17 protein-coding genes are annotated in these 17,557 nt (G+C 52.3%); all 17 read left to right on the top strand.

Going from position 1 to position 17,557, the window contains the following annotated elements; translation table 11 throughout:
• Positions 1-1,634 precede the first annotated feature (1,634 nt).
• Entirely contained in the window at positions 1,635-2,177 is a 543-nt protein-coding gene (locus tag ABEA92_RS04510) for a hypothetical protein (protein WP_345682610.1), read from the top strand.
• Between the two features lie 105 nt (positions 2,178-2,282).
• Positions 2,283-3,164 carry a hypothetical protein gene (locus ABEA92_RS04515; RefSeq protein ID WP_345682611.1) on the top strand — a complete coding sequence of 294 codons (882 nt, stop codon included), beginning with the start codon at positions 2,283-2,285 and terminating at the stop codon, positions 3,162-3,164.
• Between the two features lie 113 nt (positions 3,165-3,277).
• Positions 3,278-3,616, top strand: coding sequence for a hypothetical protein (locus tag ABEA92_RS04520; protein WP_345682612.1), 339 nt, complete (start codon positions 3,278-3,280; stop codon positions 3,614-3,616).
• Positions 3,617-3,734: 118 nt separating this feature from the next.
• Positions 3,735-4,388 (top strand): hypothetical protein, encoded by a 654-nt coding sequence (locus ABEA92_RS04525; RefSeq protein ID WP_345682613.1) that lies wholly within the window; start codon positions 3,735-3,737, stop codon positions 4,386-4,388.
• A gap of 78 nt (positions 4,389-4,466) precedes the next feature.
• On the top strand, positions 4,467-4,979 hold the full coding sequence (locus tag ABEA92_RS04530) for a hypothetical protein (RefSeq protein ID WP_345682614.1): 513 nt from the start codon (positions 4,467-4,469) through the stop codon (positions 4,977-4,979).
• Between the two features lie 106 nt (positions 4,980-5,085).
• Positions 5,086-5,553, top strand: coding sequence for a hypothetical protein (locus ABEA92_RS04535; protein ID WP_345682615.1), 468 nt, complete (start codon positions 5,086-5,088; stop codon positions 5,551-5,553).
• A 127-nt stretch (positions 5,554-5,680) separates the two neighbouring features.
• Positions 5,681-6,067: a hypothetical protein gene (locus ABEA92_RS04540; RefSeq protein WP_345682616.1), complete on the top strand. Its 387-nt coding sequence runs from the start codon at positions 5,681-5,683 to the stop codon at positions 6,065-6,067.
• Positions 6,068-6,170: 103 nt separating this feature from the next.
• Entirely contained in the window at positions 6,171-6,665 is a 495-nt protein-coding gene (locus ABEA92_RS04545) for a hypothetical protein (RefSeq protein ID WP_345682617.1), read from the top strand.
• 113 nt (positions 6,666-6,778) lie between these two features.
• On the top strand, positions 6,779-7,273 hold the full coding sequence (locus ABEA92_RS04550; RefSeq protein WP_345682618.1) for a hypothetical protein: 495 nt from the start codon (positions 6,779-6,781) through the stop codon (positions 7,271-7,273).
• 1,297 nt (positions 7,274-8,570) lie between these two features.
• On the top strand, positions 8,571-9,002 hold the full coding sequence (locus ABEA92_RS04555) for a four helix bundle protein (protein WP_345682619.1): 432 nt from the start codon (positions 8,571-8,573) through the stop codon (positions 9,000-9,002).
• 750 nt (positions 9,003-9,752) lie between these two features.
• Positions 9,753-10,244, top strand: a complete 492-nt coding sequence (locus tag ABEA92_RS04560) for a DUF1569 domain-containing protein (RefSeq protein ID WP_345682620.1) — start codon at positions 9,753-9,755, stop codon at positions 10,242-10,244.
• A 133-nt stretch (positions 10,245-10,377) separates the two neighbouring features.
• Positions 10,378-10,872 (top strand): DinB family protein, encoded by a 495-nt coding sequence (locus ABEA92_RS04565; protein ID WP_345682621.1) that lies wholly within the window; start codon positions 10,378-10,380, stop codon positions 10,870-10,872.
• 1,662 nt (positions 10,873-12,534) lie between these two features.
• A complete protein-coding gene (locus ABEA92_RS04570) occupies positions 12,535-12,960 on the top strand; it encodes a hypothetical protein (protein WP_345682622.1) in 426 nt (141 codons plus the stop codon).
• Positions 12,961-13,453: 493 nt separating this feature from the next.
• Positions 13,454-14,008 carry a hypothetical protein gene (locus tag ABEA92_RS04575; protein ID WP_345682623.1) on the top strand — a complete coding sequence of 185 codons (555 nt, stop codon included), beginning with the start codon at positions 13,454-13,456 and terminating at the stop codon, positions 14,006-14,008.
• Between the two features lie 846 nt (positions 14,009-14,854).
• Positions 14,855-15,343 carry a hypothetical protein gene (locus ABEA92_RS04580; RefSeq protein ID WP_345682624.1) on the top strand — a complete coding sequence of 163 codons (489 nt, stop codon included), beginning with the start codon at positions 14,855-14,857 and terminating at the stop codon, positions 15,341-15,343.
• Positions 15,344-15,642: 299 nt separating this feature from the next.
• Entirely contained in the window at positions 15,643-16,365 is a 723-nt protein-coding gene (locus tag ABEA92_RS04585; protein WP_345682625.1) for a hypothetical protein, read from the top strand.
• A gap of 186 nt (positions 16,366-16,551) precedes the next feature.
• Entirely contained in the window at positions 16,552-17,334 is a 783-nt protein-coding gene (locus tag ABEA92_RS04590; RefSeq protein ID WP_345682626.1) for a hypothetical protein, read from the top strand.
• Positions 17,335-17,557 lie beyond the last annotated feature (223 nt).

Here is a 17,557-nt window from a genome sequence, read left to right on the forward strand (position 1 = left end):
CCCGAGCGCAGCACGGGAGAGGTCGGACGGGCCCTAAAGGCCTCGTCCGGGTGAGGGCTTGTCTCCAGCTCACTCGCACCCTGCCCGACTCACCCCGACTCCCCGTAGTGGATCTTGCTAAAGATCCCGCCCCAAGAGGACCGTCAACCACACACAGCCATGCTCATTGAATCACTGTAGATGCCCACCCTGCAGACCTGAACGCAGATTGCGCGGACAATTCGAACAGAAGCAAACAGAGGAAACAGAGCCACAAATCCCCTCTTTCTCTGTTATCTCCCTTTCCTCCTGTTCAATGTTTTTCCCCCACTCGCATCGAGCCGTCAGCTCTAACCATTTTAAAATTTACAATTGTCAATTTAACTTTTTCAATTCTCCTCCCCGGCCTCAACGTTGCTGCACGCACAGCAAACAACGCACGCGTTTCAACGATCATCCCCAAGTCCCGAAAGAGACGGCATGCCGAAGCCCACGGCGTGAGCCGTGGGTTACAAAACAACCCAAGAATGAGAGCCCCGAAGGGGCGACAGGAAAGACCGACGTCTACCGCGATCGGACCCGTTATCTTGCACTCGCGCAACCACAGCGCCGTAAAAAAAGAACAGGCCCGCGAATCAACGCGAATACTTGCTCCGTCTCAACGCCCTCAACCTAAGCCAAATTTCCGCCCCCACAACACCTTTCCAATCTCCACCACCTAGCATCAATTCCGCGTCCGCTCAGTCTAGCCCCACCCTCCGTAGTGGATCTTGCTAAAGATCCCGACCCAAAACGACCGGCAACCACACACAGCCAAGCCCATTCAATCACAGTGGTTGCCCACCCTGCAGACCTGAACGCAGATTGCTCGGACAATTTGAACAGGAGCAAACCGCGGCATCGGAGTTACAAGTCGCCTTTTTCTCTGTTACCTCCCTTACCTCCTGTTCAATGAATTCTTCCCCACTCGGGTCCAGCCGTCAGATTCATCCATTTTAAATTTTACAATTTTCAATTTAACTTTTTCAATTCTCCCAGCTTTCACTCCGCGTGACTAAGCAACTTTTGGATCGTGTAAATGTCGGTTCCCGCACGCAGTTAATGCATAGCAAAACGATGGCAAAAAACATGCGAACTGACGTGCTTGTGAATTTCCACCTGGAGGACTGCCACGTCAACTCGCGTGAGGCTCCGGGATACTTTCGCTCCGGTGCTTTCGGCAATCCCCCGGTTCGGCAAAGAGAAGCTGGCCAAATCGATCCTGTGGAGCAGATTGCGTCCCGGTTGCGGTGGCCCCACAGCAAAGGTCATCGCCCACACCCACGGCCACTAAAAGCAGTGTGGCATTTCGGAGTACTGAATCGATTTTACCGCCGCGCTGCATCGCCCCAGCACGATCTTTGCTGATTTTCTGCATGACTGCATGACTGCATGACAGGTCAATGCCTCTGATAGAAGAATTGTTTGTAATTTTGCTTGACCCAAGAATCGAGTCCCCCCATACTCAGCAAACGACAACCGGCGATAACACTCCCTCGCACCGGCGATAACACTCTACGTGTCACCGAGGGAGCCGAAGGTCCAAACGGCGATAACAGCCCCAAGATCCGCTTATCGCCACCACAACCAGCGATAATTACTTCGTTGCGTCAACTATGAAACAATTTTCGATCGCAACTGTTCTCCTGATCGTCACGTGGTGCGGAATCGGATTCTACGTACTGAGTCGCTACCTTGCTGAACACCCGTACCGAGGCGCCACGCATGGCATATCAAATACCGTTCTCTACGAGTCACGGATCGGTGCTGAGCTTGAATCGACTCAACAAGTAACACTTGAATCCATGCCCGCTTGGAATGCTGCCGCGGCTAATCCGCCACTTTCCGCAAAGCGCGCTCTCTTGATCGCTGATCGAATCCGAAGGGAGCGTCTCCGCGACAACAAAGACTGGAAATGGGGGCTAAGGTCGCTGACGCTTCATCCGCTTGACACAAAAAACCAGATTTGGTGTTGGCGCATCGAATTCGATGCAGAGCCGGTCTCACATGACGTGATTGGTGCAATGCCCGCGCTTTCCACAATCGTCATGATGGATGGATCGTGTTACGTACAGACGCAAGCCGGTTTCGGTTACATGAAAGAAATCGGCATACTTACAGCAGCAACTTCAGGCACACCTACACTCGAAGACGAATGACGTAACCATGGGTGCACGGGAGCAGGGCTTGCGGCGTTTTTTGCAATGGATAGTCAACTCTCCGTGCCCCGTGATATCCGCCGTTACGCCTTCAATTAGCGCCAAATGAAACAACTTCTTGACATCGACGACTACACTCGCAACGAATCGCTTTCGGCTGATGCGATCGCGTCGGCAGCAAGTCTCGCTGGGTTTGACCCGCCGAATGACGTCGTAGCGTTCTATACATCTTCGAATGGAGGCACTTTTCGCGAACGTCAATGTCGTTTCCTTCGTCTGGATGAAGCAATTGAAATTCGCGACGAGTATCGTGACTGGTTGGAAACATTCGATTTGCTTCCCATTCTCGTTGCCGATCACGAGGAGTCTGATCCCGTTTGTGTTGTGTTGACCGGCCCGTTGGTTGGACACGTTTACCAACAATGCCACGACCTTCCATGTCGTGTGCTCGCCACATGCATTGAGGGATTGATTGCGCAAATCGCAGTTACGCCCGCCGCCCCACTTTACCTTGACGCCATTGAGCTCTCCCTTTCGGACAATTCCTCAGATCAACGATTGCAAATCGTGAATCAACTCCTCGACCAGAAGACTAAGGATGGCGATGCGGACTCACTCGCGTTTGAACTTGCGCTTAGCATGTTGTCGAATTCTGAGGTGGAGGAACATTTTGTCAAGTTCCATCCGGATTCAAACGAGTGCTTGCATGCTCTAAAGAGGCGTCTCAATGAAAATGATTCTGACGCGGCAAGATTGCAACTCGCCAGTCTTAACTCGGATCAACGTGACTTTGTCATGGAGGCTATGAGACTAATTCGTGACGCTGGGTATACGCCGACTACACGTACTGGGCTCGACATTCACGTGGCCGAAGGAAATTGGCACATGAATATCCCAATGTTCTACGAACGCAAGGGTAAGGCTGACTGTTGGGACAAGATGATGGAGCGTGTTCATTACTTCGCCGCGAGACACAAAAAGAAGTAGGACGACATGGGGATTCTACAAACAGAAAATCAAACCGCCGTCCCCGGTGACGTCAGACGTTCCCCGACTGGGATCGCTTCGTCCCTAGAACTTCGAACCAATGCTGTAACTTTGTGAAACGTCCGGACGTAGTCGCTGAACTCACACTCGCTGGAAACCAAAACGTTGTCAGTGTGAAGATCCAAGGAGACAACTATGAAATCAACGTTCTGTTATCCGGTGATGACATTGATCGTCTCAATCGCGAGAATTTGCCAGTTGTGCCAGATGATCATGCTGTCACGGCCGGACTTTGTCTTAACGCAGCCGCGCACTGGTCCCGTTGCGACGGCAACGTCATGGCCATAGTGGTGGGACATGGCGATGTCACATGGGACGTTGGAGTTTGGATGCCGGTTGATACGTTTGCGGAAATTAAACGACTGATCCTTGGCCTGCGTCCGTCGCTCTGATTCTACGAAAGCTGAGAACATTTGATTGCACCTGCGCACGCGAGTCGTGCGGTTTTGAAATTGAGAATCTTTCGCGCGTGACGCGTGACGCTATTTTGCTACCACGAAGATCAGCCCAATGGATACCGATGAGGCCATTCGTGTCTTGCGCAAACACAATGGCGAACTTGACGATGAAACGGACACTCTGCTTAATTGCCTTCGACCTTACTCGAAAATCGACACGGCTCACTTCTCTGAGATCGTCAAGGCGTTGTACTTTGCGGCGCCGCTTTTGAACACGCCCGAAGTCCATCGTGACCTCGTACACACGATATGGGACCTCACTCGCAGCGCGAGGTTGTGGACCCGCGGTCCGCGAGAACCGATGTTTCACGGTCGCAACTTCATTTCTGACGATGATAAGAAGACACTTGATCGCTGGATCTACGAAATTGAATCAATCACGCTTTGTCTGCTCCGTGGCTTTGAGGACTGGGAGGCGATCTCAGGCTTGGCCGAGGAATTGAATCATCATGATTCAATTGTTGACACGTCAGGGCTTGTTTCGCCGTTCACGAAATCACTGGATTACCACCTGGACATGGAGAATCACGGTGGATTCGGTGACGACGAGGAGATTCTCTGCGATGCGTTGATCAAGATCGGTCCCGATGCTTCGCCTGCGATTCCGGTTCTCCAACGGTTGGGCTCCAGCACCAAGTATCCCAACGTAAAATCCTCCGCAGAGAATACCATTTCAATTCTGAAGAAAAACAACGACGCAAAATAACCATGCCGATGAAGCGGTGTTTTTAAGCCAGAGTCCATGGCGGCCGCCCGGTTACGGTTGTTATTCCCCGACTGAACCATGGCGTCTTCGATCGTTTACCTGATGGACGGCAAAGCACTGCTCGCTGCACCGTCGGTGCTGGACACCTTCTACGTCCTTGAAGACGGATACCTTCTTCAGGCGGACACTGAGGCCGTGTACTGCCGAACGTGCAGCGACCTGCAACCCGCAGAACGCATTCCGTCTCTAGCGGATGCCGAAGCGGCATTCACGAACGAAGACCGGTACACACTCAAGGCCGTTCGCAATCGCAAATCGATGGCGTACGACGCTGCAATGACACGGAAGCGATACTACGAATGGCGTTTTACGCGTAAAGCCGCTCCACGATGCCTGAAATGTGGCGGTCACGATCTATTCGTAATTCACGACAACGAGTGTTGCGACCCGATTTCTGGGCACTCGTTCGTATTTCACGACTGCGAATTCTACGATCCCTGTTTTCCCATCTCGATCCGTCTACGTCCTGATGGTACGGTACTTGAATCAAACCTTGATCCCGTGAGATACGAAAACAGCGGGGAACAATGACATGCACTGGCGCACGGCGGCTTGCGGCGTTTATCTCAATGGATACTCAACTCTCCGTGCCCCGTGATGTCCGGCGTTATCGCAATCAATTGAGGCACTCGTTTGCATGATCGACCACCGCTATCTCTCTGATCTTAGGTTGCTGCTGTATCCGGCGGTATACCCGCATGAGCAGGTTGATCTTCCGAAGGAGTTGCAAATGCTACTCACTCGTAGCAAGCGGAAGACGGCGCGGTATGCCCTCGCCGTGACGGCTTGGGACAATGGCTGCAACGGTAACGAGTTTCTGGCCGATCGCCGTCGCGTTGTGACTCGCGAACTGGCCGCACGATGGATGCTCGCCGAGGTTGGCCTTTATTTGGTCATACTGGGCACGAACAACGACTGGAGAGATCGCCTCGCGGAAATGCGTGCAGATCGAACTGGCTTCCACTCAACGATTGTGCAGGGTGTACACTACATCAATACCGCGACAGGTGACTTCAACACGGTGCAAAGTGCTTGGGGGCCGGTCACTTTTGGCAATGCTGAAATTTTGACCGATTTGGTCGCTTCGGTCCCGATGGCGGCTTAGCCGTATGCAGCGATACCAATGCCGTGCACCGGCGGACGGCTTGCACGGTTTCACAAATGGAAAATCAATCGTCCGTCCTCGGTCACGGCCAACGTTCCCCGACTGACCGTTTCGCACACTCACACCAATGTCTGATTTCAAGCCGCGAAACTTGCAGCATCGAGATGGGTACATCCGTTTCGAAGATGAAAACGAACTCGAATACGAAGTGTACGGCGACGATTCGCGATTCGATATCGCTCGTGAATTGGCGGCCAATTCAAGCACCGTGCTCGAACAGACGGAGAACATGATTCGATCATTCATCAAGTTTGACGGTGAATATCATCCGAATCATGTGGAAGTGCTCGCCAGCAATGAGGATGACGGTTCGTCGTGTCTGGTGCGGTTCTCATTCGAAGCACGCAAAAATCCCCATGAATTTGGTTACACTTACTTCGACGTCTATGTTTCCATTCGCGAACCACCAAACCCAAAATTTTGGCCGACAAAGTTCGTCGTAGGGTTCTGGTGATTCGCCGGATAACAAAACCGTGCACCCGCGTCTCGAAGTCGGGCGTATTGACAATGGAGAATCTCTCGTCGCGACCGGGAGATTTTTGACGTTACTTGACGAAATGAGCAACACAAGATCGAAACGTCTGATCGTTACGTTAGCGGTTGTCGTTCTTCTGTCGATTCCATGCATCTACGTCGTTAACGTCTTGCGTGGTTTGGCGTCATTTTCGGATGCGTACGCGTCGGACTGGACGTCAACTTTTGTGATCGATCATCTTCGGACGTCGAGTGATTGGCCGAGCGACTGGGATGATCTGCGTGACGAATACGACCGACTGGCACCCGCAAGTCACTACGCTTGGACGTTCGAGGAACTACAAACACGCGTCTGGTTTGATTGGGATGCCGACCCCAATGTCGTACGGAATGCAGATCCACCTCAGGAGGTTTTTCGTTTGACTAGCGGGCGACAGGTAAGCTTCAATGGAGATCCAAACGAACTGATTCGAAACTACCTCCGCACCGGAGAAGCCCCGAACCGGGTCGATCCACCGATCGGACCGCATGGAGGCCCCAGGCACATTGATGTCCCAGCGGCAGGAAACGGCGAGTAGCATTCGCGTGCACCCGCGTGCGTGTGCCGGGCGGTTGTGAAGTTGGAAAATCTTTCCCGCGTACCGGGTGACGCGTCCCGTTCCCCGACTGAATTGCATTACTCAACACATTGATGGAAACTTTTGAACAAATCTGGGAGTCCTCACGGACCAACTCGCTGTCATGGATGTATCCTGCGGCAACATGGTGCGGCGCTGGCATTCTTGTCGCGCTGAGCGTCATAAAGAATCGTTGGTTGCGCCGAATTGGAAAACTAGCTGCAATCGTTGGGTTCGCTCTGTTGGCCACTATGCTCTCAGCTCAAGAGATCCAGGAGAAATGGCGGCTACGACGTGAATGGGCGGAACTTCACCCAGCGCAGATGACAGAAGACGGCTTCCAAGCTCTAACCGTTGACGGCGCAAATTTGACGCTCGGGCCATTGATTTATGGATTCCAGGCTTTTCTGCTTTTTTTGGGCATCGCGGTCGTGCTATCTATACTTCGTGCATTGATCATATCCAGACGCAAAGACACGATTGCTGACCCCGATGACGACCAGGCGCATACCGAAATCGATGCTAGATTTTCCGACAATCCGTATCATCCACCGAACGTCCCAACGTAACCCACGAACGGCAAACGACAACCTGCACCGCAGATCCGGCCTTGCCAAACTAGGCCATCACAACGTCAACCGCCGGATCGCGGTGACGTCAACCGTTACCCGACTAAGTTTGCTTAACGACACAACGTTAAATGGAACGACGATGCTGCGTTTACTTGCACTACCTTTGGTTATCGGGCTTGGCATCGTTCGGTGTGCGAACTTGGACGCACAAGACGGCGGTGGTGGCATCGCGTGCGGCGTAACCTTGGAATTGGACTACGTCGCTTCGGTTCTAATACAACCAGATGTCACACGCGATACGGACCTCGCAGATGACTCGAACCCCGTACGAAGAGGAAAAGCCCCGATTACGCTGACATTGATTGATCAAACCAGCAAAGCGTCACCCTTTTTACTTTCCGTTTGGACGAAGTCAAACATTGATCGCTCGAAACTCCGTTTGATCGTAATTGATGACAAGGATGCGCTCGTCGCAGTGCTCCAATCCAAGGTCCAGTTTTCCGAACGAGAACAAGGTCAACTCGTGACATTTTCCGGTTCGCTTACGAAAGACTGTGCACCGACATCTCGCATCCATGTCGTTCAATTGTTGAGCAGCAAAGGCTTTTGCAGACCTTTTGTTCATCCGCGGAACGAAGAAGGCGGGTAATCATGTCGTGAACCGAAGTGCGGCATGGCGCGTTTGCGATTGGAAACCACACTGGCTGCAATCGGTGATTGCGGTCGTTCCCCGACTGAGGTTGCACTCGAACGGAACACCTTCCTCCCACATGAAAACAACCACGATTGACGTACATCGAGCGTTCCTGAATGGAGACTACAAACAGATCGACAAGTCGCTCGAACGTCTTATCACGTCTGTCACACGGGACAGCCCGTGGTACGACGAATCGAATGCGGATTGTTGGGATTTCGCCACGACATCCGAAGCCGTTCCGGTGGTGTCCGCTGTAGCGCATGACTGGAACTCGGAAGGCGGATGCGGTGGAATACACCTGCACTTCAAATGCACAGTGTGCGGCACTAATCGAAATGGTGACGATGACCCGACCGACAACCTGCCATACTTGTGGTACGCTGAATGTTGCATCGACGTCATCCTGATAGAGTGTCCAAACCTACACGAAGAACGCAGGGAACAATGACATGCACGCGAGCACGTCTTGCAGCGTTTCTCGCAATGGATAGTCAACACTCCGTGCCCCGTAATGTCCGACGTTCTGGCACGAAGTGATTTCGTACTCCTATTCAGGCGTTAGCCGGTACTCGTACTCCTACTCGAATCGGGGCCCTAATGACCGACCCCATCTTTGACCACGATCGACTCGACGTTTATCGTCTCTCAATCGAATACGTCGCTTCATCGTTCGCCGTTGCCAAAGATTTGAACGGATGCCATCGCCATGCCCGTGACCAATGGCTCCGCTCAGCCCAATCAATTCCGCTCGATATCGCCGAGGGCAACGGGAAACGCAGCCTCAAGGATCGAAGTCGGTTTCTCGATATCGCTCGCGGTTCGACGTTGGAATGTGTTGCGATGCAAGACATTCTTGCTGCGACTGACGGGTTGGGTGTTGATCGACATTGCGAACTCAAACGAACGCTCCTCGGGATTGTGTCATTGTTGACTCGCTTGATCGCACGATCGGATACCGTGGCCGAGCCAGCAGGTGAGTACAATGCAGTGACCGAGGACGAGTACCGCGATGCTGAGTACGAGTACTAAAAAGGCAGGAAGCCAGAACCCAACCGTGCACCCGATGACGGCTTGCGCGGTTTTTCAAATGGAAAATCAACTCTTCCGTCCCGCTGATCGCCGTCGTTACGGCACCTACATTGATTGAAACGGATTTCTAGTGGCATCCTCCAATCCATACTCGCCAACCGCAGCCTCAATGTCGCAAGACATTGACGCGACTACGGTTGAATCCCCGTTGCGTTTGATCTACGCTGCGCATTTTGCGGCTTTCGCCAGTGCGTTCATTGCGACCCTGTATCTATGTTTGGCCATCGGCTGGGGTTGGACGGCCGCCAATGAACTTGCGTCTTTTTCAGGAGCGGACTTACTGTCCTTGACGATCATTACCTCGATCGCATGGTTTCCTCACGCAATCTTGATTCGGCTTAACCGACGCGTTCGAACTGCGATGCCAATCGCAACGGGGTCCATTGGTGCTTTCACTTTCACGCTCATTTCGCAAGCCGTTGAATACTTCGTCCAAAACACACACAATCGTTTGTCGACGGCAATATCGTGGACGAGCGAATTGATCCTCCTGCCAACATACGCCGGGATTTCCCTTCTCTGTGTACTTGGCTTCTGCTACACACTGCGTCAATCATCCGATAACCATATCGTGCATCGGCGCCCAGCATGAAGCGATTGCGAATGAAAACCACATTGGCGCGTGCCCGCTGACGACCAGCGTTATCCGACTTAAACCGTTTACACCAAATATAAGCGTACTCTCTAAGCATGCTCCAGAAACCCAATCCTAAAACGACAATCGCAGCACGACGAATGGATTTGCGTTACCCCGATTTGGACGCTGCTTGCGCCGACATCGCTCGATTGCGTGAAGGCGGCTACGAACTAGTTGGCACTTGGAGCCTCGCCCAAATACTCGATCACCTGAACATGTCCATGCAAATGACAATCGACGGCGCGGAATTCGCGTTTCCTGCCCTGTTGCGCCCCGTGATGAAACTGATGTTCATGCCTACGATGCGGAAGGGAAAACCATCCAAGCTTCGCGGCAAAGCGCCGAAACAACTTCAGCCCGCTTGCGATCTCGATGAAGACGCCTGTGCGAACCGATTTTACGCGCTCGCGGAAACCTTAATGGATCCCTCGACTCCATTCGTCACGCACTATCCGATGCTGGGTCGACTCAATCGTGAACAATGGCTCTTGATGCAACAATGGCACGCCGCCCATCACTTAAGCTTCGTCGTACCGGCCGCCTGACACACATTTTATACCCATCATTACTACGGATAATCAAAGAATTGCACGGAATTACGCGAGTAATGTGAAATGGCCACCGACACGTCAACCGCGCATACTCGGTGAATTTCGTCGTGATGCCCCAGAGTGCCGCATGGATTTAGTTAACTGTTTACTAAGACATGATGCGTGGACGACCAAACGAATCCTCGACATCTGCGCGGAACTTTCCGTGGCCGAACTCGATCGCGATTTTGACATTGGTCATCGAACGTTGCGGGGAACGTTGGACCACATCATCCACAATATGGAGATTTGGTCTGCTTTGATGGCACAGCAAGAATTTGAACGATCAACGGATCAAACCGTTTCGGGTATGGCTCAACGGCTGGCCAACGCGGAATCGCGACTGCGAAAGGTTGCTCAGGATGTCGCGGAATCAAATGCTTGGAACCAAACATGGTACGATCACTTGGACTTCCCGCCACGGGAAAAACGGTTCGGCACGACGATCGCGCACGTGATCACCCACAGCATGCACCACCGTGCCCAGTTACTTTATATGCTTCGTTTGTGCGACGTGCGCGACTTACCTGAAGGTGACGTATTTAGCTGGGAAGCGGAAACCGAGGGCACGCCAATGGGGTAAAACCGGAGCCTCCGATGACGCGGGAGTTGGAAACATAGTTTCTTGGCGGCGGCCCGGTTATCGCTGCCATTCCCCAACTGACGACGCTAACTTCATGGCAATCGTCAACTCGCGGTCGCAACTGGCCCCCGCGGTCGTTCGCTTGGCAGAATGATTAGGTGGCAAAATGATTGACGAGCGGGCGGGAGCGGGAGCGGGAGCGAGACATGGAGACATGGAGACATGGAGACAAGGAGTGGGGAGTGGGGAGTTCGCTTCAGATGATGGCGGATGTACGTCAGAAAGATTTTAAGACCGCGTGTTGAGTGCCTTCATCTTTTTGTCACCCATGTTTTTGCCTTAAGGGTGGTCATCAGGGGACGTTGCGTCCTATTGCGGTCGCCAAGCCCCATCGACAATTGGACAGAGCGATGATCATTCGCGTGATTCGCAGAATAACTAGTGTTGGCGGGGATCTCCTGCCGTCGCGTTGCGACTACTGCATGCCTACGCGTTGGTGTTCCACGGACTCGCGTCCGTGGCTATCGAATTTCGTCGCGTTGCGACTGGTGAGCAGGTTTGGCCGGGATCTACGTGAGCGATCGCAGGACAGATGGGCCGTTTTCCAGCCTTTGAAACTTTCTGTCGCACCAATCTTTTTGTCGGTACTTGCGGTATGGTCAAACACGCAGTCGCAACGGGCAAGACAAGGCCGTGGATTGCGAGATGCCAGCGCTCGCCGCGTGCCAGAACTTTAGTGAATTTCGTTCCGTCCTTGCTCGGACGATCGATAGACAGAAAAATTGGTGCGACAGAGTGACTAGAGTACATCGTTGTTCCGTCTTCATTTTTCTGTCGACCATCTTCCTGTTTACCAATGACCCACTCGAGGACATTGCGACTGAATGGGTTCGTGGTCGTCAATTCAATTCGTCCGTTGGAAAGATCGGCAATCGCTGCTGCAGCTATTGTGCGTTGCCGATTGGCGTTCATTCGCGAGCCAACGAAGGTCAAGTTTTCGGAATGACGTCGCGCGCCCGACTTTCGGTGAATTTCGTTCGGTCCTTGCTCGGACGATAGATGGACAGAAAAATTGCTGCGACAGAAAGATGGAAAAGGCGATGTATTGAGAGCCCCCCTTCTTTTGCCTTCATCTTTTTGTCACCCATGTTTCTGCCTGAGGGTTGGTCATCAGAAGACGTTGCGTCCTGTCGCGATTGCGGTCGTCTAGTCGCATCGTCAATTGGACAGTGCGATGATCATTCGCGGTGATTCGCGGGTAAGTTTGTCAAACTGGGTTGGCCACGAAGCAGCGACATTTTCACGAATCACAATGGGTGTTCACGGCATTTCATCACAATCCAGTCGGCGGTCCAGATGCAACTCGGTGACCAATTGGACAAGGATCAAATATTGTGACACCACAAGGAGAAGTCTGTAGCAAGCCGTCGACACAAAGCGTATCTTAACATCCGAGAGACTCCGTTCTACTCGCCCGCAGCCTGTTTGATTCGGCCGGTTTATCCGCTTTTGGTCCAAACTTGTGCTTGACTTCCAATCGAACCAACACGGCGGGTAACCAGTGAATTGCACGCGAGTGGCGGTGGCGTGCGTTTTGAATTGGACAATTAACTCCCGCCACCGCGTGAATTCCAACGTTACCCGACTGAATAGGAGCATTGCGTGTCAGGCGAAGTCACTCCTCACAGTTCCAAACGCGGCCTCTCTCGCCTAGTGTTTGCATCCCATTTGCGATTCGCGGTTTACGTCGCGGCTTGGTTTCCGGCTTGGTTGATCGTAGCGATTGCCACTCCACGGTCCGAGGGTGCGTTCGACGCACTACGACAACGAGGCGAGCTATTCATCTCAGCGGAATGGCTGCTGCAAGTCGCCCCAACCAACGTGATGTCTTCGCTGCTTCCAAGTTTGGCGTTGCTCGCGCTGCTGATTCTGACCGACCTTGCGATCGAACGAACAACGCGTTCGTCAGAACGAGCGTCAATCTTCTTGCTTTGGGGTTGCGGGGTTGTACTGACGGGCATCGTCACCGCTTTATTCAGTGGGATGATTCTGTCGGTCACGATCCAACGTGCGGGGCTATATCCATAAACCAAACACGACGAACCAACGGATGCAATCCGAGTACTCGAGTGCCTCCAGGGCAATGGCTGCTCAATCGCCCGACCCGGGCGATCCTGGCTGTTATCGCAACTAGCGGCGGACCCCGTGCAGATGTGCGTTTCATTCCATCTCTGGTGTAACAAGTGAAATTTACGGTTATGGTCGTACAACATTTTGTACTCGCAGTCCATTACACTAGCATTACTGGTCGATTCCAACGGTCGCCTGCTTGATGGGCTACCCCCGTGGCGGAACGCCGACTGCAACCACGCTCGATTAATGCTTGCTATGATCTGCAATAATCATGCGATAGTGAGTGAGCGGCGGCATCGTTTTGTCAAAGTGGTTCAACCACCGTTCGCCGCTCGCACATCGCTCCCGTTCGCCTATAATCAAAATGCCACGGTTCACTATATTCCTGATCGCAATTCTCACTCTGGGTTGCACCGAACGGGCCGAACCTAAGCCCGGGTTCTCGCGAGTGGAACTTGACGGTGCAGAGCTTGCATCGTTACTGAACATGAATTGCGTGAAGTACAAGTACGATGGCCCTGACAGAAAATGCCATTGGCGGGTGCTAGCACTTCACTTCGGCCCTAACGACGAATTGGTGGAGGAAACACGTCTTGGTGGCGGAGGCTGCGGACTGCGTTCTGGCTCCAGCTTCGCATGCTCGATACCAGTTTTCAACGGCGGCAACGCTGCAATCAGGTTCTTTGGCATGTCTACCGACCAGGAAATCGAAGCCTTGCTTCCTGAGCGGAAACTGTCTGCGACATGGGGATGGAACGATCGGGTAGCACTTCGTGACAACGAGCAAATGCTTTTGTTCGTTTCCGCCGTTGATACTGAACGCTCACTTACGTTCCCAAACACCGAAATACCTCATGGTCTTAACGGGCACGTTGTCGCAATCGTGCTTGAGATCAAAGACTTTGATCCCGGAACCAGCCACCCGTGGGGCGAACCATCCGATGCACCTAAGGACCGGGCGTTGCCTATTGACGATGAAAAATCTCATGCCGGTTCTCGGTGATTAGTAACATTACCCGATGGGAAATTGGTATTTGATGAATTAGACTTGGCGGTCTGCGGTGGTCTGGCGGATGAAGGCCGAAGATGCTTTTTGTGCTGCAAACGCAACGAGTGTCGGATTGCAAAACGAGGAACTTGAGAAGTGGGAACCACAGATGAACTTGGATTCACGCAGATGCGGCAGGAGGTAATCTGTGTTCATCGGCGTTCATCTGCGGTTTCATTCGTTGCCAGTTTTCTGTGCTGTGAAGATAAATAAACAGAGGGCAGGCGAGGCGAAGAACGAGGATTTTGATCGCGTCAATCAACTCGCTACAATCAACGGGCGGCCAGCGGCAAAACAACGGGTAACAATATGTAGCCCCCGATTCGCCGGCGAGATCGTCTCGTGAACACAAACGAAAATGGTGGCGACTGGGTTGGTCGTCGTCGTTCGTCAACATATGACAAAACTATTATTCTCAGCCGCCACCGTCTTCACAATCGTGTTCGCGACCGGGTGCAGTCGTTCACAATATACTACGCAACCCGGTCCAGGTGGATGGATGCGAGCCGACGTCGAGAATCGATGCCTCGTTTACCAGCGTCCTGATGGCGTCGATAAATCACGTTATCATTCCAACGGGACCGTTGCGATTACAATACTGACTGAGGGGCAGCCACCTGTTGCTCCGCTGATGTACTGGACAATTGACTCAGATGGTTACCTTTTGGTTGCAACGTCTGACGACATGGCCGACGCTCGCAGAGTGCGACTGCGCAAGCGCATGGGCGAGTCACTGGTAGTGCAGCGGGATGACGGAACGAGCTACAATCTTGCTTACTCAGATTAAGAAGCGGCGTACCATTGCGTTCGCCGCAGCGCGGCACCGGGCTTTTTCAAATGAAGCATCGCCTCGCGGTACTCGGTGATGCTCGACGTTACCGGTCTGAGACGCAATCGAGAACCACTGCTGAGCTTACTCATATGGCTTCACTGTCACTTGCTGTCTCTGGACGCCTGCCTGAACCTGACTTGGAGGCCGTGTTGATCCGAGCCGGATTTACCGCGGGTCTTGCGCGATGGGTCAATGCACATTTGACGGTTGGCCCCTACACACACTACACCGTGAGTCAGCAACATCAAGGCTCGCAAACCATCTTATGCATCGACACTTTTCTGCTCGATCCGTGGATCAACAGCAAAACCGGTGAAACCGGGGAGTCGCCCCATGGGTGCTGTGAGGAATTTGAAATCGACACTAACGGGAAGGTCGTCGATACCGTTGAAACGGCAAGTGATGATGGATCAACTACCTATTCCATGTCTCGCAGTATTTCATTCTATGGTGGCTAGGCAATGTTGCTCCGGTCCCTAAGGCTCTAACATGTCGGGTAACGATGCGATGGTGACGGAGTGGCGGCATCGTTTTTTCAAAGTGGTTCAACCACCGTTCGCCGCCCGAACATCGCGGACGTTATCGCAACTGAAGCGATAAATGAAATCCAAAGGCAAAACGAGCGTGTCGGATACCCGATTGGCCGAATCAGTGCTTTGAGTTTTCTGAGGTCGCCAATTCGAAACTCCGGGACCTTTTCGGGGCTCACACATGCAGTATTCCTGAAAAACGGCCTTCTCGAACCACGCAACATGTTTTGATTGAACAAAATCGAGGAACGGATTCGCCACGAGACAAATGGCTCGTTGTATCCGCATCTTTTGCTATTGCTGTTTTGCTCTATCTATTTTTCTATTTGTTTGTAGGCGGGATGGATGTGGAAAAAAACGGTGCCCAACGCGATCCGTTCATTCATGAATCTGTTTCTGCGCAATGGCTTTATCACCCTTACTCGATCGGAATGGACGGAATTGAAGCACTTCCTCTAGAGGCGCGTGTTATGGGTTCGGTCCCACCTATCGAGGGCAATGTACCAGCTAAGTACAAAGAAGGAGTATTTGAAGTAATAGTCGATTCTTCAAGTGACCGAACAGTCGGGTTCGTTCGCTATCCTGATGGAATGGCTTTCAACAAGGTCCCGATGTGCTATTTAGGCTATTCAGGCAATGGGGAGTTTCAATGGATGGCGCATGGAGGTCTTTACAAGGGAACGTTGTCAGCCGGAACATTTTCCGAGGGGGCCCCCGATGACGGCTTGTTTCTATTTGATTTGGATACAATGAAAGTCATTGTGCAACCTGATCTCTCTCACTATTTTGAGGGAAGAGAATTGCCACCGCCGCTGGGCCTCGCTGAATTGATCAATGGCAGAGTCGTCGGGATGATCTCTCTGACAGACGAAAAGTCCAGCAAACTTGTCGATCAATACCTTGCGACAACACCAGAGATTCGCAATTTCCTGCACGCTGAGAATCGTTGAACAATCCCGTCCACCGGGCAAAAAAAGCTGTTGGGCTGCGATTTGGCACCGCGGAAACGGAGACGGCATACATAACCACGGACTACACGCCCGTGCACCCGAGCGGCGAGGTCGGGCGTTTTTGAAATGGACAATCCATCGTCGCCGCCGCGTGATTGGTATCTTCATCTACCTTAATTGAACGTCATGACGCGGAATTTGACTCTTTCGCTTGCCGACTTGGCAGATGCGAAAATCGCTCGAGCATTTAAGATCGTTCGGAACTTGAACCCGAACATTACACTGCCTGAGATTCGACAGTGTAGCAATGATTTCTCTCCGGTTGCCAACTGGTTACTAGCCTCATCCTCAATCGAGGATTATGTGGCTAACTTGATCGCTGTCAGGGACGTGGCCAACGAACTTCATGAACATGATATTCAATCCAAAATGTCTGACGCTGAAACTGGATTAGAAATTCGACTTACTGATTTGGATTCTTGGATCGAAATCAACAGCCCATTTTTGTCGCCCGAATTGAGCCCCTCGGTCTTTCTATACCTTGAAACACTTAACGCATCCGATTGGTTTGCTTCGCTCGGCAAGCCTGTCGAAGAGAATGTAAACGTGGTTCATGATTATTCGCCAGATACGACACTTACCTACATTTGTGTCGGAATACAGAACTCGATCGTCGAAATGATCATGGATAGAACTGGTTGTCATCATGCTTGCTTGACTCCGCTGTTTTCAAAATTGAACGAAATACTCGATGGAATGATGGCGGCCAAACTTAATAAAACTCCAGCGACGATGCTCCAATTCGATCCAAACGACGTTCGCGGCTTGATTCTTCACGCTTGCTTGGAAATGGAATATCCTGATGGTCATTCGGCTTTTGCTACCGAATGTTGCCAGTGGATCACCCGTGGAAAACTGCCAATTGGTTGGAATGGTGCTTTTCCAGATGGCAAACTGGTCCTAACGTGACGAGTTGCTAGACAACAAACGGAATCGAAAAAGGGCCCCGGATTGCTCGGGAGTCCCTCGCACACACCGGACATGCGGGTCCGCATCCGGCGGCCTAAACACGAGTTTTAAATCGTCATGTTGCCACGACGACTTGGGGCCATTGAACAACAGCCAGCGCCACCATGAGTTGACCGCCGTACGACGGCTTGTCGCGGAGGAGACATGCATGCGAGTGGCCGAA

Origin of the sequence: Novipirellula caenicola (assembly GCF_039545035.1) — a bacterium.
Classification (GTDB): Bacteria; Planctomycetota; Planctomycetia; order Pirellulales; family Pirellulaceae; genus Novipirellula; species Novipirellula caenicola.